This window comes from Listeria grandensis, assembly GCF_014322885.1.
GTDB lineage: Bacteria > Bacillota > Bacilli > Lactobacillales > Listeriaceae > Listeria_A > Listeria_A grandensis.
In genome coordinates this window covers 311,317-329,844 of sequence record NZ_JAASUG010000002.1, presented here as the reverse complement: position 1 = coordinate 329,844, position 18,528 = coordinate 311,317, and the positions used below count along the sequence as shown (strand labels likewise).

The following is an 18,528-nucleotide window of genomic DNA, read 5'->3' as shown; positions in this document are numbered from 1 at the left end:
GTATTTTTTATGACTTAGAGTCGGAAAGAGGGAGTAAGATGACAGAAGAAACGACACCAGAAAATTACGTAAAGCCAGTATTAGATATTCACGAGAAACCGGTTTGGAATAAATGGATTATTCTTAGCATCCAGCATCTGTTCACGATGTTTGGCTCGACGATCTTTGTGCCAACTGTGACCGGCTTAAATCCAAGCGTGGCCCTGATATCAAGTGGTCTTGGGACGCTAGCTTACTTGATTATTACACGCGGCAAAATTCCAGCTTACTTAGGTTCATCATTTGCGTTTATCGCACCAATAACGATGTTGCTTACGGCGAAATCTGGCGGAGGACCTGGGGCCGTTATGGTCGGGACGTTCTCGGTTGGGATTGTGTACGCGATTGTGGCGATGATTGTTTATTACGTGGGAATCGAATGGATTCAACGCGTACTGCCGCCAATCGTGGTGGGGCCGGTTATCATGGTTATCGGTTTGTCGCTTGCGCCAAGTGCTGCGGCGATGGCGATGGGAACGAACAACGGTGGCGCATATGATTATAAAATTTTATTAGTCGCTTTGATCACGCTAGTCGTTACGATTATCGCGATGATGTTTTTCAAAGGGTTCTTCGGACTTATCCCGATACTTTGCGGGTTTGTTATAGGCTACTTGGTGAGTATGGCATTTGGGTTGGTCGATTATACACTCATTCAAAATGCGAGTCTTTTCCAAGTGCCTGACTTCACGATTCCGTTTGTGAATATGGATCCGGTTGTTACGCTGACGGTTGTGCTTTCGATGGCGCCGCTTGCTTTTGTGACGATGGCGGAACATATGGGGCATCAATTGCTTTTGAACAGAATTACGAATCGTAACTTTTTTAAAGATCCAGGGTTGCATCGTTCGCTTGCAGCAGATGGTACGGCGTCGATTATTGCTTCCCTTATCGGCGGGCCTCCTGTAACGACGTACGGTGAGAACATTGGGGTGCTGGCGATTACGAAAGTATACAGTGTCTTCGTAATCGGGGGTGCTGCGGTGTTTGCGATCGCGTTTGGCTTCATCGGCTACATTAACGCCGTCATCACATCGGTACCAACAGCGGTGCTTGGCGGCATTTCCTTACTCTTGTTCGGAGTTATCGCAACAAGTGGTTTGCGGATGATGATTGAAAGTCGCGTAGACCTTAGCGTGAACCGCAACATGATCATTGCATCGGTTGTCCTTGTTGTCGGAATCGGCGGCTTGCTAGTTGAAATCGGTTCTTTCAAACTAGAAGGTATGGCGATGGCGGCATTGCTTGGGATTATCTTAAACTTGGTCTTACCTGAAGCAAAAACACATAAATAAAAACAACGACGAGACCTCTAAAACGCAATTTTGGAGGTTTTCGTATAAATAATAAGGAAAAGGTGGCGTTTTGAATGAAGGATCTAGTGTCGATGGAAGAGCTTTCTGTAGTGGAAATTGAAGAATTGCTTGATCGGGCAGCGCGTTTCAAACAAGGAGAGATTTGGACTCCGAAAAAACAAAGGTATGCCGTGAACATGTTTTTTGAGGCAAGCACGCGAACGCACAACAGTTTTGAGATGGCTGAGAAGAAGCTTGGCATTGACGTCCTGTCATTTGATCCTTCGAAATCAAGCGTGACAAAAGGAGAAACGTTATATGATACGGCGCTGACGATGCAGGCGATTGGTGTGGATGTAGCGGTAATCCGGCATTCAGATGAGAATTATTATGAGCCACTTCGCAAATTAGGGATTGCGGTTGTGAACGGTGGTGATGGTTGTGGGCAACATCCGAGTCAGTCGTTGCTTGACTTGTTTACCATTAAGGAAGAGTTTGGTGGATTTAAAGGGCTGAAGGTCGCGATTGTTGGGGATATTGTGCATAGTCGAGTGGCGAATTCGAACATGCAGGCGCTTAAACGACTGGGCGCGGAAGTGTTTTTTGCAGGGCCGCCGGAGTGGATGCGTGAGAGTTGTGCTGCGCTTGGGACGTATATGGCGATGGATGATTTGGTGGAGCAGATGGACGTGATTATGCTCTTGCGTGTGCAGGAGGAGCGGCATGACGGGTTGCTTAGTTTTACGAAGTCGGATTATCACGCCAAATACGGTTTGACGGAAGCGCGGGCGGCGAAGATGAAGGAACGTGCGATTATCATGCATCCGAGTCCTGTGAATCGGGATGTGGAGATCGCGGATAGTTTAGTGGAATGCGAGAAATCGCGCATTGTGGAACAGATGACGAACGGTGTATATATTCGGATGGCTATTTTAGAGGCAGTTTGCCAAGATAAAGAAACGAGGGTGACGACATGTACGTATTGAAAAATGGAAAAGTGTTGACGGAAACTGGGGATTTGGTTGTTAAGGACGTGGCGATTGCGGATGGTCGGATTACGGCGATTGGCGAAGATGTGACGCTAGATGGTGCCAAAGTCATTGATGTGGCTGGGAAATTGGTGGCACCAGGGCTTGTGGATGTGCACGTGCATTTGCGGGAACCAGGCGGGGAGCATAAAGAGACGATTGCGACGGGAACTGCTGCGGCTGCTCGTGGTGGGTACACGACGGTTTGTGCGATGCCGAATACGAAACCGGTACCGGATACGGCGGAAGTGATGACGCAGGTTGTGGATCGGATTAAGGAAACAGCGGCGGTTCGTGTGTTGCCATACGCGTCGATTACATCGAGTTTGAAGGGTGACGAGTTGGTGGACTTTGCGGCGTTGAAAGCTGCTGGCGCGTTCGCTTTCACGGATGATGGTGTAGGTGTGCAGACGGCGGGCATGATGTATGAGGCGATGAAGGAAGCTGGGGCGCTGGATATGGCGATTGTGGCGCATTGTGAGGATAACTCGCTGGTTTATGGTGGGGTTGTGCATGACGGTATTTTTGCGCAGGAGCAAGGTTTGGCGGGGATTCCGAACATTGCAGAATCGGTTCAAATTGCACGCGATGTGTTGCTTGCGGAAGCGGCGAACTGTCACTATCATGTTTGCCACATTTCGACGAAGGAGTCGGTTCGTGCGGTGCGTGATGCAAAACGTGCTGGGATTCGCGTAACGGCAGAGGTTTCACCGCATCACTTGATTTTGAATGAGACGGACATACCGGGAAATGACGGGAATTGGAAAATGAATCCGCCATTGCGTGCGAAGGAGGATCATGCGGCATTGCTCGAAGGCTTGCTGGATGGGACGATTGATTTTATTGCGACGGATCATGCGCCACATGCGGCAGAGGAAAAGAACGTGCCAATGGAAAAAGCGATGTTTGGAATCGTAGGACTTGAAACGGCATTCCCGCTACTTTATACGCATTTTGTAAAAACGGGGGAGTGGACGCTGAAGCAATTGATCGATTGGATGACGGTGAAACCAGCAAAATGCTTTAACCTTCCGTACGGTGTGCTTGAAATTGGCGGGATTGCGGATGTGACGGTCATTGATTTAGAAAAAGCAGCCACGATTGATCCAGAAAGTTTTGCATCGAAGGGTAGAAATACGCCGTTTACTGGTTGGAATTGTGTCGGTTGGCCAGTTGCAACATTTGCGGAAGGTACGCTTGTTTTTGAAGAAGGGGTGGAATAACGGATGACAAAACGGATTTTGATGCTGGAAGACGGTAATTATTTTATCGGTGAGGCGATTGGCAGTGACCGCGAAACGATCGGGGAAGTTGTTTTTAATACGGGAATGACAGGGTATCAGGAGACGATTACGGATCCGAGTTATTACGGGCAAATCATCACGTTTACATATCCGCTCGTTGGGAACTATGGCGTGAATCGTGACGACTTTGAATCGATTCACCCGGCTGTAAAAGGTGTGGTGGTGCGTGAGGCGGCGGAATTTGCTTCGAACTGGCGCAACCAATTGACGCTGGATCAGTTTTTGAAGGAAAAGGATATTCCAGGGATTGCGGGGATTGATACGCGGAAATTGACGAAGATTATTCGTAAGGAAGGGACGTTAAAAGGAATTTTGGCTCTGGAAAAGGCGAATCGGGAAGATTTGTTGCATCATCTGCGTTCGGTGCGGTTGCCGGTGGATCAAGTGCGCGAAGTTTCTTGTTCGAAGGCATTTACGAATCCTGGGGAAGGCAAGCGTGTTGTGCTCGTGGATTATGGCGTGAAAAGTAGCATCATGCGCGAGTTGAACAGACGTGATTGCGATATCACGGTCGTACCTTATAATACGACAGCAGAGGAAATTCTCGCGATGCATCCGGATGGCGTGATGCTTTCGAATGGACCTGGGGATCCGAAAGATGTGCCGGAAGCGATCGAAATGATTCGCGGCTTGCAAGGAAAAGTGCCGTTGTTCGGTATCTGCTTAGGACATCAGCTTTTCGCTTTAGCTAATGGGGCCGATACGTTTAAGCTGAAATTCGGGCATCGTGGGGCGAATCATCCTGTGAAGGAGCTGGCAACAGGTCGCGTTGATTTTACAGCGCAAAACCACGGCTATGCGGTGGATGCGGATTCGCTGGTAGATAAAGACATTGTTGTCACGCATATTGAATTGAATGATGGAACGGTGGAAGGCTTGGCGCACAAAGAGTTTGCGGCGTATACGGTGCAGTATCATCCGGAAGCGAACCCTGGACCGAGTGATGTCAATTATTTATTTGACCAGTTTATAGCGATGATGGAGAAGGAGGGAGCGGAACAAAATGCCTAAACGTGAGGATATTCAAACTATTTTAGTAATTGGTTCTGGCCCTATTGTCATTGGACAAGCCGCGGAATTTGATTACGCGGGGACGCAAGCGTGTTTGAGTTTGAAAGAGGAAGGATACCGAGTGGTGCTTGTGAACTCGAATCCGGCGACGATTATGACGGATGTGGAGATGGCGGACAAGGTTTATATTGAGCCGATTACGCTTGATTTTGTATCGCGGATTATTCGCAAAGAACGCCCAGATGCAATTTTGCCAACGCTTGGTGGTCAAACGGGACTGAACATGGCGATGGAACTTGCGGAAGCCGGAATTTTGGATGAGTGTGGTGTGGAAGTTTTAGGAACGGATTTGGTGGCGATTAAGAAGGCGGAGGATCGCGAGGCGTTTCGTGATTTGATGCATGAGCTCGGCGAACCGGTTCCTGAGAGTGACATCATTCATAGTTTGGAAGAAGCGCAGAACTTTGTTGCAAAAATTGGTTATCCGGTGATTGTTCGCCCGGCTTATACGCTTGGTGGTTCTGGTGGCGGGATTTGCCTGAATGACGCGGATTTGGCGGAGATTGTGGCGAGTGGCTTGAAACTCAGCCCGGTAACGCAATGTTTGCTGGAGCGCAGTATTGCTGGTTTTAAAGAGGTTGAGTATGAAGTGATGCGTGATGCGTTTGACAATGCGATGGTCGTGTGTAACATGGAAAATATTGATCCAGTCGGGATTCATACAGGGGATTCGATTGTGGTGGCGCCGAGCCAGACGCTGTCGGACCGTGAATACCAAATGCTTCGTGATGTGTCGTTGAAAATTATCCGCGCGCTTGAAATCGAGGGTGGCTGTAATGTGCAGTTGGCGATTGATCCGGATAGCTACGAGTATTACGTGATCGAGGTGAATCCGCGCGTGAGTCGTTCGTCGGCGCTAGCTTCGAAGGCAACGGGTTATCCGATTGCGAAGCTCGCTGCCAAAATTGCGGTTGGTTTGACGCTAGATGAAATGAAAAATCCAGTAACAGGAACAACGTATGCGCATTTTGAGCCGGCGCTTGATTACGTCGTGTCGAAGATTCCACGCTTTGCTTTTGATAAGTTTGAAAAAGCGGATCGTCGTTTAGGTACGCAAATGAAGGCGACGGGAGAAGTGATGGCGATTGGGCGAAATTTGGAGGAGTCACTTTTGAAGGCGGTTCGGTCGCTTGAAATTGGGACGACCCATCTGTATTTGGATCAAGCGGAGAACGCGAGTTTGGAAGAACTCGAACGCAAAATTTGTTTTCCGGAAGATGACAGATTATTTTTCCTAGCGGCGGCGCTTCGTAAAGGTTGGACGATTGAAGACCTGCACGCGAAAACAAAGATTGATTTGTTCTTCTTATATAAATTGGAGAAAATTATCAAACAGGAGTCGGAAATTGCGACGAATGTTGGGGATTTGGAAGTACTGCGTGCCGCGAAACGGAACGGATTCAGTGACGGTGCCATCGCTAAACTTTGGAATATGACGGCATTTGAGGTGTACGATATTCGCAAAGAAGCGGGTATTATCCCAGTTTACAAAATGGTCGATACGTGCGCGGCGGAATTCGAGTCGACAACGCCATACTTTTACAGTAGTTATGAGGATGAAAATGAATCGATTCGCTCAGAGAAGGAAAGCGTGATTGTGCTTGGTTCTGGACCGATTCGGATTGGGCAAGGTGTCGAGTTTGACTATGCAACGGTGCACTCGGTTTGGGCAATTCAGCAAGCGGGATATGAAGCGATTATCATCAATAATAACCCGGAAACGGTCTCGACGGATTTCAGTATTTCCGACAAGCTTTACTTTGAACCATTAACGCTGGAAGACGTGATGCATGTCATTGAACTGGAGAAGCCGCTTGGCGTGGTAGTACAATTCGGTGGTCAAACGGCGATCAATCTGGCGGACGGTTTGGCAGAACGCGGCGTGAAAATTCTTGGAACGTCACTCGAAGACATCGATCGCGCAGAAAATCGTGATAAGTTTGAGAAGGCGCTCGTGGAACTTGGAATCCCGCAACCTGCTGGGAAAACAGCGACGTCTATCGATGGAGCCATCGCGGTGGCAACGACGATTGGCTATCCGGTCTTGGTTCGGCCTTCTTACGTGCTCGGCGGTCGTGCGATGGAAATCGTGGAATCAGAAGAAGCGCTGCGCTATTACATGAATAACGCGGTCAAAGTGAATCCGAAACATCCAGTGCTTGTCGATCGCTACGTGCAGGGTCAAGAGGTAGAAGTGGACGCGATTAGTGATGGCGAGAACGTTGTGATACCAGGCATTATGGAACATATCGAACGAGCAGGGGTCCATTCTGGCGACTCGATTGCCGTTTATCCGGCACAAAGCTTGTCGCAACACGTCAAGGATCTGATTGTAGATTACACGACGCGTCTCGCGAAAGGTCTGAAAATCATCGGGATGCTAAACATTCAATATGTTGTCGCGGATGAGGAAGTTTTTGTTATCGAAGTAAACCCGAGATCAAGCCGTACCGCCCCTTTCCTAAGCAAAATTACGGACATTCCAATGGCGAATGTGGCGACGAAAGTCATTTTAGGTAAAACATTGCTAGAGTTGGGTTACAAAGAAGGTTTGGCACCAGAAAAACAAGAGATTTTTGTGAAAGTGCCGGTGTTCTCGTTTGCGAAATTGCGTAGTGTGGATACGTCGCTGGGCCCTGAAATGAAGTCAACAGGGGAAGTCATGGGGAAAGATCGTACGCTTGAAAAGGCGCTGTACAAAGGTTTTGTAGCGAGTGGCGTGAAGATGCTCGATTATGGAACGGTGCTTTTGACAGTGGCAGATCGAGATAAAGCAGAAGCTACGGCGCTTGCGAAACGGTTTAAAAATATCGGCTTCACAATTATGGCGACATCTGGAACGGCGCTCGTGTTAGAAGAGCAAGGCATTCCGGTTTCGAAAGTGAAGAAAATCGGTGAGAACCAAGGAACGCTGATCGATTACATTCGAAATGGGCAAGTAACGCTTGTAGTGAACACATTAACGACGGGCAAACAACCAGAGCGTGACGGTTTCCAAATTCGCCGGGAATCGGTGGAAAATGGTGTGCCGGTTTGTACATCACTCGACACGGCAGAAGCAATTTTGCGGGTGTTAGAATCACGGTCATTCGAGATGGAAGCAATGCAACCAGCGCGGGTAAGCGAAACAGTATAAAGAACGGGGTGGAGAAACGTGAGACAAACAAAGATGGAAGTTGTCAGCCAAAAGTTGATCGCGGATCGGGTGTTTGAGTTGGTATTAAAAGGGGATATTGTGCTTGCCATGTATCCTGGACAATTTATGCAACTCAAACCGCGACGAGCGGACCTTCTTTTGCGCCGACCGATTAGTATTTGTGCGATAGATAAGGCGCGGGAACAATGTACGTTGTTGTACCGCGTAGATGGTGACGGAACGGCGGATTTTGCAGACCTGATTGCAGGAGATGCGATCGACGTGATTGCGCCACTTGGCAATGGTTTCGCGCCGCAAGAAACGAAGCCTGGGGAACATGCACTGTTGATCGGTGGCGGTATCGGGGTTCCGCCGCTTTATCAGCTCGGCAAAGAACTAGTCGCACAAGGCTCGACGGTCACATTTGTCTTAGGTTTTAGCTCCGCCAAAGATGTTTTTTATGAAAAGGAAATGGGAGAACTCGGCGATTGTTTTGTTGCAACAGTGGACGGAACGCGAGGAACGCAAGGCTTTGTAACGACGGTTACCGATGCGCTCGACTTCACGCCAGATACGGTATACAGCTGTGGGCCAACCGCGATGTTACGCGTTGTATCCGAACGATTTGCCAACCAGCGAACCTTTTTATCACTAGAAGAGCGGATGGCGTGCGGTGTTGGGGCTTGTTATGCCTGCGTTTGTCAGCGTACGGATGATCCGACGAAAAGTTATAAAGCATGCGATGAAGGTCCGGTTTTCCGGGCTGGGGAGGTAGTCATATGAACCGTTTAGCCGTTGACATACCAGGCTTATCACTGAAAAATCCCATCATGCCCGCATCTGGGTGTTTTGGATTCGGCAAGGAATATAGCAAATTTTACGATTTGAACCAACTTGGCGCCATTATGGCAAAAGCAGTGACGCCAGAACCGCGTTACGGCAATGCGACGCCGCGTGTGGCGGAAACACCGTCCGGAATGTTAAATGCAATTGGCCTACAAAATCCTGGACTCGATCATGTAATGGCGCACGAAATGCCATGGCTAGAGCGTTTTGATACACCAATTATCGCGAACGTCGCCGGAGCATCCGAAGAAGACTATGTCAAAGTTTGCGCACGAATTGGCGATGCACCAAACGTGAAGGCGATTGAGCTCAACATCTCGTGCCCGAACGTCAAACACGGCGGTATCGCGTTTGGAACCGATCCAGAAGTAGCGTACCAACTCACGAAAGCCGTGAAAGCCGTGGCAAGCGTCCCAATCTACGTGAAGCTCTCGCCAAACGTAACGGATATTGTCCCAATTGCCAAGGCGATCGAAGAAGCAGGCGCCGACGGACTCACGATGATCAATACTTTGCTCGGGATGCGCATCGATCTCAAAACGCGCCAACCGATCCTCGCAAACGGTACTGGCGGCTTATCAGGCCCATCCATCAAACCCGTCGCGATTCGCCTCATCCACCAAGTCCGCGCCGTGTCCAACATTCCAATCATCGGCATGGGAGGCGTCCAAACCGTGGATGACGTCCTCGAATTTCTCATCGCTGGTGCAGATGCCGTCGCAGTAGGCACGCTCAATTTTACCGAGCCTTACATTTGCCCGAATCTGATCGACGCCCTGCCAGCCCGCATGGATGAACTAGGAATCACGACATTAGCCGACTTAAAAAAGGAGAGAACAAACGCATGACAAAACCAATTATCGCGCTCGATTTCGCCTCATACGCCCAAGTCGAAGCATTTTTAAAACGATTTCCAAAAGGGGACACGCTGTCCGTCAAGGTCGGCATGGAACTTTTCTATCTTGAAGGCCCACATTTGGTGGAGCGCTTAAAACACGACGGTCATGAAATTTTTCTCGATTTAAAATTGCATGACATCCCGAACACCGTCAAAAGCGCGATGATCGGTCTCGCTCGCATGGGCGTCGATATGGTCAACGTGCACGCCGCAGGAGGTCGCGCGATGATGGAAGCAGCACTGGAAGGACTCGAAATCGGTTCTAGCTCTTCCCGCCGCCCGCGCCTCATCGCCGTTACCCAGTTAACGAGCACAAGTGAAGCCGAAATGCAGTCCGATCAACTGATCCAAGCAAGCCTGATGGATTCCGTTCTTCACTACAGCACCTTGGCGAACGAAGCAGGGCTCGATGGTGTCGTCTGTTCCGCGCTAGAAGCAGGCAAAATCAAAGAAATCACCCGTCCCGAATTTTTACGCGTCACACCAGGAATCCGTTTAGAAACCGACACAAAAGACGACCAAAAACGCGTCGTAACCCCACATCAAGCCCGCGAAATCGGCGCAACCGCTATCGTCGTCGGCAGATCGATCACCAAAGCAACTGACCCATATCAAGCGTACGAAACTATTTTGAAGGAGTGGAACAAATGACAACCGAAAAACAAGTAGCCGAGCAACTATTAAAAATCAAAGCCGTTTTCTTACAGCCAAACGATCCATTCACGTGGGCATCTGGTATCAAATCCCCAATCTACTGCGATAACCGCCTCACAATGGGCTTCCCGAAAACCCGCCAATTCATCGCCGCCGCACTTGCGGAAAAAATAAAAACCGCGTTTCCAGAGGTCGAAGTACTGGCAGGAACCGCAACGGCAGGCATTCCACACGCTGCATGGGCAAGTGATATCCTAGACCTACCAATGGTTTACGTCCGCTCTAAAGCAAAAGAACACGGCAAAGGGAACCAAATCGAAGGTCCCATCACGAAAGGCCAAAAAGTAGTCGTGATTGAAGACTTGATTTCAACAGGCGGTAGCTCGATCACAGCCGTAGAAGCCTTGCGAGAAGCAGGATGCGAAGTCCTCGGAATCGCCGCCTTATTTACATACGGATTAGAAAAAGGAAAAAAACTACTTGGCGCTGCGAATGTAGAAGTTGCGGCTCTGACAAATTATGAAACACTACTCGAAGTTGCGTTGGATGAAGGTTACGTATCGGAAGCAGACATGACAACGCTCAAAGAATGGAATAAAGACCCCGAGAAATGGGGAGAATAATGAGTTGAATGCCGACGCAGCATGTTATGTATTGTCTACATGTTCGCGCGTAAACCTCGTATTCCTAGTAAGCAAAATGTACGCCTCGCCTGTTAAATAGGTTTGGTGACATTTTGCTTATTTGTGCATCAATCAAATTTCTCTTGCTTACGCTCACAATGATGTAATAACTAGGTGATAGACTTCAAGCAAAAAAGGCTGATATAAGACAAAAAACCTCTTTATCTATGAATAAACAGTGAATTTTATGTTTCTTCTTATATAGAACGCTTACATTCGTGGTGTTATATGGACGGATAGCTTAAAATAAACTACGTATTAACTGCTAATTAGATGAAGGAGTATAAATTCTAAGTTACAGATAAAAGGAGGAATGGCAGAACTAGATCTAATGAAGCAGCTTATTAATTTAAAAAAGGAGTATACGTATGTCAAAAAGTAAATGGATTATTTTTTTCGCTAGTGTTTTATTCTTCGTCACTGTATCATCACAAGGAATGAGCCAAACAGTAAAAGCAGCAACAAGTAAAAATGACTATCCAATTATCCTTGTACATGGCTTGGCTGGATGGGATCGAAATGAAGTGTTTGGGTTTAAATATTGGGGTGGATTAAACGATATTCAAGAGGTGTTAAAGAAAAATGGGCATAACACTTACACGGCTGCGGTAGGTCCCTATGCAAGTGATTGGGACCGCAGTGCAGAGTTGTATGCCTATATCATGGGAGGTACTGTAGATTATGGAGCTGCCCATGCTATCAAAGAAAAACATGCAAGATATGGGAGAACCTATCCAGGGGTTTATCCTCAATGGAGTGATACCAATAAGATTCATCTCGTCGGGCACAGCATGGGAGGACTGACAATTCGTGAATTGACGAACCTACTGGAAGACGGGAGTGCCGAAGAACAAGCTTATTTTAAAGAACACCCAGAACAAGGTATCTCGTCTTTATTTGTTGGAGGGAAACATTCAGTGCAGAGTGTGACTACGATTGCCGCACCAAATAACGGCACGACTTTTGTAGAAGAGAGCAACTCGGTTGTCCCCGTTGTTAAAAATACACTGATTGGAATGAGTGCTCTCAGCGGCAAACTTTTGAGTCCAACAATATATGACTTTAAATTAGATCAGTTTGGTTTAAAACGCTTACCGAATGAGTCGCTCCTCACTTATAATAATCGTGTTTTTAGTAACCCTATTTGGAAATCAAAAGATATTGCTAGCTACGATTTATCGGTGGACGGAGTCATCGCAAATAAAGCGAATTTAAAAACAAAAGCCGACGTATACTATTTTTCATACACAGGCCAAGCGACTACGAAGAGTCTTTTGACAAAAAAAGAAACACCAATGATAACGATGTTCCCCGTAGTAATACCGGTTTCAAAGTATATGATTAATTTTAAGAAAACAGCTTCAAATGGTATGAAAGTAGACGATTCATGGGCGGCAAATGACGGTTTAGTCAGTGTCAAATCAAGCTACTATCCTTTCGGTGACGCAGCAAAAGTGGCGGATAAAAACCCTGTGAAAGGTCAGTGGAGCTACTATCCAGCAATGCAAGGATGGGATCATTATGATTTTACTACGTTTGCAGACAAACCAGCTTTTGTGGTAAATGCTTTTTATCTAAAACTAGCTAAAAATCTGTCTGAACTACCTAAATAAGCCAGTATGCCATTCAAATAATGAGCGGATAAATGTAGAACAATATGCTCCAATATGGCTAGTGGAACAGAGTGTACTAATTAAGGAATAAAAAGCGGCGCTATAAAAAGAGTGTAGGTTCTTGATAGCGTCGTTTTCTTATGAGTACCTATACTAGCGCGAGGCTCCTGTTGACTCCCGCAAAATCAATTCTGTCCCAATCGCCACATTTACAATCGGCGCACTCGGATTTCGCAATCGCCATTCCATTGTTTCCGCGGATTTTCTCCCCATAAACCGCAAATCGGTACACATCGTCGTCAGTGGCGGCTGCGCCAAAATCGCAAATTCCGTATTATCAAAACAAACAATCGACACCTGTTCCGGAATCGCAAATCCTTTCGACTGAAAATACGAATTCAAAATAAATCCAAGCCCTGAGTTTACGCAAAACCACGCGCTCGGCCACTCTTCCAAGCCTTCCAGCGCCTGAAACAACGCGGCCTGCTCCTCTTTAATACTCGTAATCGTGTAATGCGCGTTCACCGGCAACTGATAATGCCGCATCGCCTTACAATAGCCTTCAAAACGCTCTTCGTAACTCGGTGAAAAATCGATGTCGCCAACAAAGCCAATCCGCGTATGACCAAGCTCTATCAAATGCTCCACAGCCACAAAAGCACCATCCTTATTCTGCGACAATATCGTATCTGTCCGCAAGTGTGGATCGTGGTGGTCAATCATGACAGTAGGCGTGCCGAGCTCCAAAATTTGCTTCACAAACACATCACTAATATGCGACAAAACAAAAATTCCCCGCCAATTTTTCTCCTCTAGTTCACGTGGTAGCTGATTTTCAGCGATCGCATTAGGCGTTACCGCAAGCGTCGTTAAATAAAATCCCCGCGCCGTCATTTCCTGTTCCAAACTCAAGCAAATCTCACCAAAAAAACTTTTTTGTGATAAGGCAAATTCAGTGGCAACAAGTGCAAATTGATTATCGGTAGGCGTGTAAACCACGTCTTTTTTGTATTGGTATCCCATTTCATCTGCTTTTTGTAGTACTAGTCGCTTTGTCTGCTCGCCAACGCCATTCTTATTCCCAAGAGCTTGTGATACTGAGTTTTTTGAAATCTGCAAAGCGTCTGCGATATCTTGCATCGTGACTTTTTTCATTCTTCTTCCTCCTAGATGGGACTTTCTCTCATTTCATTATAAGAGTATTCGTCATAGATTGCAATTGAAAAGTAATGTAATTTGTAATGTAATTCTAAATACTGCATATATGCCTATATTAGTGTTTAATTTCAATGTACACGAAAAGTAATTATTGACATTACAAAATAGTAATGCAATAATGTAATTGTAATTCAAGCGCTTACAAAATTACAATTATGATTTAACTAGGAGGACATGAAAGATGAAATTAAAAAAAGTGGTGTTTTCTGTTTTATCCGTAGCAGTAGTAGGGAGTTTACTAGCGGGTTGTGGCTCGGGAAGCGATAAGGACGCGTCAGCTGATGGCAAAACGAAGGTCACATTTTGGGCCTCACCAAACCCAACGCAGATGAAGTTTTGGGGAGAAATGGCAACAGCTTTTGAGAAAGAAAATCCAGATATTAAAGTAGAAGTATCACAAATGAAAGAAAGTCCATCCTCCGAAGCAACGGTGCAGGCGGCCATTGCGTCGAAAACAGTGCCAACTATTTCGGAAAATATAAATCGTAGCTTCGCCGCACAATTGGCGAATAGTAAAGCAATCGTGCCAATTAACGAAATCGATGGCATGAAAGAAGTAGCCGAAAAACGTAAAATGGTTGATAGTTTGGATTCTTGGAAATTCTCGGACGGTAACCAATATGTGTTCCCAGTTTATTCTAATCCGATTCTTTTTGCATGGCGTACTGATATTTTGAAAGAAATTGGTGTGACGGAAACACCAAAAACATATAGTGATGTGCTCGCTGCTGGTAAAAAACTAAAAGCGAAATATCCAGATAAAGTGATTTGGGCAAAAGCCGATTTGGCGGATCCGACATCTTGGATGCGTTGGTTTGACTTCTTCCCACTGTATAATGCGGCTTCTAAAGGTAATCCGTTTGTACAAGATGGCAAGTTTGTAGCGGATGACAAAGCTGGAAAAGAAATGTTGACGTTCATGTCTGAGCTACAAAAAAATGACCTGTTATTAGCAGGACAAGCAACAGATCCATTCGAAACAGGGACGAGTATCATGGCAGATCTTGGCCCGTGGTCGTTCCCGAACTGGGCAGAGAAATTCCCAGAGCTAAAAAATGGCGAAACATATACGGTTAGCACACCGCCAGTTCCAGATGACTTAAAAGACGCGGAAAACGTGAATACGTATTCGGATGCAAAAGGAATCGTGTTCTACGCGCAGGCGAAAGATACAGAGAAAAAAGCCGCGGTTAAATTCCTAGATTTCGTTTACAGCAACGATAAAAATGATTTGAAATTCCTAGAAACAACAAATTTAATTCCAGCACGTGATGATGCGACAGAGAACGCAACATTTACAGCATTCTTCAAGGAAAACCCAGCGCTGAAAGTCTATGCTGAAAATGTGCCATTTGCGATTCCGGCAATGGATAACGCAGATTATAATGACATTCAACAAATCATCGGTGAACAAGCTTGGAATCCAGTTGTTCGTGGCGAGAAGAAACCTGCGAAAGCTTGGAACGACATGAAGAAAGCTGAGGATGAGGTGCTTCAGAAATGAAGAAGCTAAACAATAAATTGGGCTGGTCTTTTACCAGCCCGTATGTTATCTTCACGATTATCTTCTTTTTAATACCGCTCGTTTGGGCGATTTGGCTTTCTGTGACGGATTGGAATATGATGAGTCCAGAAATCAATTTTGTGGGCTTTGATAATTTCATGAAAGCATTTGCAAGCCCAGCGGTGAAAGCATCGTTTTGGGTGACATATAAGTTCTTGATTGTATTCGTACCACTCGCGATTATTATGTCGATGGTCGTTGCGGTACTTGTGAATGGGCTACCGAAATTCAAAGGTTTATACTTAGTTGCTTTTTTCCTACCGTATCTTTCGTCAGGCGTTGTTACGTCTTTGATTGTGAAAGGTTTGCTATCTTATAACAGTCCGCTGAACATCTTTTTGCGTGACAATTTTGGCTTGAATATTGATTGGTTAGGAACGCCGATGACATCGCTATTCGTTATTTCGCTGATGATCGCTTGGAAAATGTCGGGTTATTACGCACTGATTTTGATATCAGGATTATCTAGTATTAACGAAGAGATTTATGAAGCGGCGGCGATGGACGGTTCGGGCAGGTTCCGCACGTTCTGGAAAATCACGATACCGATGATGTATCCAGCGCTTTTCACGGTGATTGTGTTGGCGGTGGGCGTGAGCTTCGGGATATTCACAGAGGTTTACCAGCTAACTGGCGGTGGGCCGAACTTTGCGACAAACACATGGCAAATGGAAATTTATAACCAAGCCTTTGTCAACTTGAAATCAGGCTATGCGTCTGCGATCTCGCTTGTGGCAGCTGTTGTGACGTTTGCATCGATTGGTGTTATAAAAAAAGGACTAGAGAAATGGGGCGAGAGAAATGGTTGGTCGTAAAAGTAAGTGGGGTATGACGGTTCGCTATACGTTAACCACATTGATTCTATTAGTCATGATTTATCCGTTTATTTATCTCGTGCTCAACTCGTTTGCGGCGTGGGATCAGGTCGATCGGAAATTGATTCCGACGGAGTTCACGACGCGTTCTTGGAGTTGGTTGTTTGGTAATGCAACGGTCTCCGCGCCTGCGCCTTGGATTCAAGCGTTTATTAACACGATTATTGTGGCGACCATTGCGACGGGACTCATGTTGTTTTTCGCGATTATGGTCGGTTACGCGCTTGCGAAAGTGAAATTTAAAGGGAAAATCTTCGTCAATAATGTGATTTTATTCCAAATGTTTTTCCCAGCGATTATTTTGCTGATTCCGCAATTTTTGATGATTACGAATGTTGGTTTACTTGATACGTATGCGGGGATGATTATTCCGACAATGATGAGTATGTGGGCGATATTTATGTATACGAACTTTTTCAAGGCGATTCCAGATACGTTGATTGAGGCTGCGAAATTGGACGGAGCGAGCGATTTGAAAATTTTGTTCCGTGTTGTTTTGCCGATGTCAAAATCGATTAGTACGGTGATCTTCTTGTTCTTATTCACGGATCGTTGGACGAATCTATTGTGGGATTTAATCGTGACGAAAAGTGATAGTACGGTGACGTTGAACGTGTTGATTTCGCAAATGTTTGGGCCGTATGCAACGTACCCTGGTCCAATGTATGCGGCGTCGGTTGTTCTGACTTTACCGCTCATTATTTTATTCCTCTTCTTCTCGAAAAAATTCCAAGAGGGTATGCAGTTTACATTGAAATAAGGAGTTTGAAAGATGCTGAAATGGTGGCAGGAAACGGTTTTTTATGAGATTTATATGCCGTCATTTAAAGATGGTAATGGGGATGGCATTGGTGATTTTAAAGGATTACGTGAGAAAATGCCGTACTTGGCGGAACTGGGTATTGGTGGGATTTGGTTGACGCCGTTTTATCCATCGCCGAAAGTGGATAACGGGTATGATGTGAGTGATTATTGTGCGGTTGATCCGGATTATGGCACGATGGCGGACTTGGAGGCATTTGTCGCTGAGGCGCATGCGTACGGGATTCGGGTGATCGCGGATATGGTGGTAAATCATGTTTCGACGGAGCACGTGTGGTTTACGGAATCGCGAAGTTCGAAGGCGAATGCGAAACGAGATTGGTTCGTTTGGCAGGACACGCCGAATAATTGGGAATCTTTTTTCGGTGGCTCGGCGTGGGAATGGGACGCGGGGACGCAGCAATATTATTATCACAGTTTTGCGAAAGAGCAGGTCGATCTGAATTGGCGCAACGAGGAAGTGCGTAGTGAGATTTGGAAGGTGTTTGATTTTTGGTTGGCTAAGGGGCTGGATGGGTTCCGGTTGGATGTGATTAATAATTTGACGTTGACTCGGAATTTTCCGGATAATCCGGTGGATGCAAGCGGTGAACAGGTGCATGTTTTTGATAAGGATCAGCCGGGAATGCCGGAGATGATGGCGGAAATTGGTGCGCGGATTCGTGCGCGTGGCGATTATTTTACGGTCGGTGAGATCAGTTCGGACAAATTGGAAGAAATCGAAAAATACGCGGGCATGGATGGGCTGGATGTGACGTTTAATTTTAATTTTGGCAGTGTGCCTAGTCGGGATGAAATTGTCGCGGAACTGGTGCGGATGCAGCAGGTTTATGTGGATGGGCGGATGCCGACGTTGTTTTTTGGGAGTCATGATATGAGTCGGTCGTGGAATCGTTTAGCGGACGGGCGCGAGGATGTGGCGCAGTTACTTGCGATGTTGATGTTGACGGCGCACGGAGTTCCTTTTATTTATTTTGGTGAGGAGTTGGGCATGGCGGATTTTATTCCGGAGTCGCTGGATGAAATGCGGGACGTGCAAGGTGTTTATGCATACGAGCAGGCGCTTATGGCTGGAAAATCGGAAGTTGAGGCGTTAATGTTGGCGCAGGATAAGACGCGCGATAAGGCGAGGGCGCCGATGACTTGGCCGGAAGGATTTTCAGATGGTGCGGTTAGCTGGATATCTCAGGTGACGCCAGACTTTGAACGAGCCAAGAGGATGTATCGTTTTTATCAAGCCCTGATTACACTTCGAAAAACGGCGGATTTTTGCGAGCCGGGATATCGATATTTTGAAGCGGATGGCGAGTTTTTAATGTACATTCGCGGTGATTATTTAGTGTGCTTGAATTTTGGCGAAGCACGAACCATTTCGAATGCATGGGGAAATGTGACGGAGGTTTTGGCCAATATGGCGCTTGTTTTTGATTTGGAAACGATAGTGTTACCAGCAAATGCGGCGGTAATTTTTAAGATATGAAG

The 18,528-nt window shown here is 46.5% G+C and carries 15 protein-coding genes; 14 read left to right on the top strand and 1 reads right to left on the bottom strand.

What is annotated here, in order from left to right; translation table 11 throughout:
* Positions 1-38 precede the first annotated feature (38 nt).
* From HCJ54_RS04165 to HCJ54_RS04120, 10 genes are all read left to right on the top strand, one after another.
* Positions 39-1,334 carry a solute carrier family 23 protein gene (locus HCJ54_RS04165; RefSeq protein ID WP_185525487.1) on the top strand — a complete coding sequence of 432 codons (1,296 nt, stop codon included), beginning with the start codon at positions 39-41 and terminating at the stop codon, positions 1,332-1,334.
* Between the two features lie 74 nt (positions 1,335-1,408).
* On the top strand, positions 1,409-2,320 hold the full coding sequence (locus HCJ54_RS04160) for an aspartate carbamoyltransferase catalytic subunit (RefSeq protein ID WP_187136738.1): 912 nt from the start codon (positions 1,409-1,411) through the stop codon (positions 2,318-2,320).
* The gene (locus HCJ54_RS04155; RefSeq protein WP_187136737.1) at positions 2,308-3,585 is read left to right on the top strand and encodes a dihydroorotase; all 1,278 of its coding nucleotides are present in this window, start codon (positions 2,308-2,310) and stop codon (positions 3,583-3,585) included. Before HCJ54_RS04160 ends, HCJ54_RS04155 begins: the two co-directional genes overlap by 13 nt.
* Before the next feature lie 3 nt (positions 3,586-3,588).
* Positions 3,589-4,677 carry a carbamoyl phosphate synthase small subunit gene (locus HCJ54_RS04150; protein ID WP_187136736.1) on the top strand — a complete coding sequence of 363 codons (1,089 nt, stop codon included), beginning with the start codon at positions 3,589-3,591 and terminating at the stop codon, positions 4,675-4,677.
* Positions 4,670-7,873, top strand: coding sequence for a carbamoyl-phosphate synthase large subunit (carB, locus tag HCJ54_RS04145; RefSeq protein ID WP_187136735.1), 3,204 nt, complete (start codon positions 4,670-4,672; stop codon positions 7,871-7,873). The genes HCJ54_RS04150 and carB overlap by 8 nt, the downstream gene beginning before the upstream one ends.
* A gap of 18 nt (positions 7,874-7,891) precedes the next feature.
* Entirely contained in the window at positions 7,892-8,656 is a 765-nt protein-coding gene (locus tag HCJ54_RS04140; RefSeq protein ID WP_342354443.1) for a dihydroorotate dehydrogenase electron transfer subunit, read from the top strand.
* A complete protein-coding gene (locus HCJ54_RS04135; RefSeq protein WP_036064540.1) occupies positions 8,653-9,567 on the top strand; it encodes a dihydroorotate dehydrogenase in 915 nt (304 codons plus the stop codon). The genes HCJ54_RS04140 and HCJ54_RS04135 overlap by 4 nt, the downstream gene beginning before the upstream one ends.
* A complete protein-coding gene (gene pyrF / locus HCJ54_RS04130; protein ID WP_187136734.1) occupies positions 9,564-10,268 on the top strand; it encodes an orotidine-5'-phosphate decarboxylase in 705 nt (234 codons plus the stop codon). Before HCJ54_RS04135 ends, pyrF begins: the two co-directional genes overlap by 4 nt.
* A complete protein-coding gene (pyrE, locus tag HCJ54_RS04125; RefSeq protein ID WP_185525483.1) occupies positions 10,265-10,894 on the top strand; it encodes an orotate phosphoribosyltransferase in 630 nt (209 codons plus the stop codon). The genes pyrF and pyrE overlap by 4 nt, the downstream gene beginning before the upstream one ends.
* 428 nt (positions 10,895-11,322) lie before the next feature.
* A complete protein-coding gene (locus HCJ54_RS04120) occupies positions 11,323-12,567 on the top strand; it encodes an esterase/lipase family protein (protein WP_187136733.1) in 1,245 nt (414 codons plus the stop codon).
* A gap of 153 nt (positions 12,568-12,720) precedes the next feature.
* Here HCJ54_RS04120 and HCJ54_RS04115 read toward each other — a convergent pair whose 3' ends face one another.
* Entirely contained in the window at positions 12,721-13,722 is a 1,002-nt protein-coding gene (locus tag HCJ54_RS04115; RefSeq protein WP_187136732.1) for a LacI family DNA-binding transcriptional regulator, read from the bottom strand.
* A 244-nt stretch (positions 13,723-13,966) separates the two neighbouring features.
* Here HCJ54_RS04115 and HCJ54_RS04110 point away from each other — a divergent pair, with 244 nt between their 5' ends.
* The 4 genes from HCJ54_RS04110 to HCJ54_RS04095 are packed head-to-tail and all read left to right on the top strand — an operon-like array spanning position 13,967 to position 18,526.
* Complete coding sequence (locus HCJ54_RS04110) at positions 13,967-15,289, top strand: ABC transporter substrate-binding protein (protein WP_187136731.1); 1,323 nt, start codon at positions 13,967-13,969, stop codon at positions 15,287-15,289.
* Positions 15,286-16,164, top strand: a complete 879-nt coding sequence (locus HCJ54_RS04105; protein ID WP_036064552.1) for a carbohydrate ABC transporter permease — start codon at positions 15,286-15,288, stop codon at positions 16,162-16,164. The genes HCJ54_RS04110 and HCJ54_RS04105 overlap by 4 nt, the downstream gene beginning before the upstream one ends.
* Complete coding sequence (locus HCJ54_RS04100) at positions 16,151-16,984, top strand: carbohydrate ABC transporter permease (protein ID WP_185408883.1); 834 nt, start codon at positions 16,151-16,153, stop codon at positions 16,982-16,984. Before HCJ54_RS04105 ends, HCJ54_RS04100 begins: the two co-directional genes overlap by 14 nt.
* Before the next feature lie 15 nt (positions 16,985-16,999).
* Positions 17,000-18,526, top strand: coding sequence for an alpha-amylase family glycosyl hydrolase (locus HCJ54_RS04095; protein ID WP_425324790.1), 1,527 nt, complete (start codon positions 17,000-17,002; stop codon positions 18,524-18,526).
* Positions 18,527-18,528 lie beyond the last annotated feature (2 nt).

Coding starts and splice junctions, on each gene's coding strand:
- HCJ54_RS04165 (WP_185525487.1), top strand. CDS start 39: ATGACAGAAGAAACGACACCAGAAAATTACGTAAAGCCAGTATTAGAT.
- HCJ54_RS04160 (WP_187136738.1), top strand. CDS start 1,409: ATGAAGGATCTAGTGTCGATGGAAGAGCTTTCTGTAGTGGAAATTGAA.
- HCJ54_RS04155 (WP_187136737.1), top strand. CDS start 2,308: ATGTACGTATTGAAAAATGGAAAAGTGTTGACGGAAACTGGGGATTTG.
- HCJ54_RS04150 (WP_187136736.1), top strand. CDS start 3,589: ATGACAAAACGGATTTTGATGCTGGAAGACGGTAATTATTTTATCGGT.
- carB (WP_187136735.1), top strand. CDS start 4,670: ATGCCTAAACGTGAGGATATTCAAACTATTTTAGTAATTGGTTCTGGC.
- HCJ54_RS04135 (WP_036064540.1), top strand. CDS start 8,653: ATGAACCGTTTAGCCGTTGACATACCAGGCTTATCACTGAAAAATCCC.
- pyrF (WP_187136734.1), top strand. CDS start 9,564: ATGACAAAACCAATTATCGCGCTCGATTTCGCCTCATACGCCCAAGTC.
- pyrE (WP_185525483.1), top strand. CDS start 10,265: ATGACAACCGAAAAACAAGTAGCCGAGCAACTATTAAAAATCAAAGCC.
- HCJ54_RS04120 (WP_187136733.1), top strand. CDS start 11,323: ATGTCAAAAAGTAAATGGATTATTTTTTTCGCTAGTGTTTTATTCTTC.
- HCJ54_RS04115 (WP_187136732.1), bottom strand. CDS start 13,722: ATGAAAAAAGTCACGATGCAAGATATCGCAGACGCTTTGCAGATTTCA.
- HCJ54_RS04110 (WP_187136731.1), top strand. CDS start 13,967: ATGAAATTAAAAAAAGTGGTGTTTTCTGTTTTATCCGTAGCAGTAGTA.
- HCJ54_RS04105 (WP_036064552.1), top strand. CDS start 15,286: ATGAAGAAGCTAAACAATAAATTGGGCTGGTCTTTTACCAGCCCGTAT.
- HCJ54_RS04100 (WP_185408883.1), top strand. CDS start 16,151: ATGGTTGGTCGTAAAAGTAAGTGGGGTATGACGGTTCGCTATACGTTA.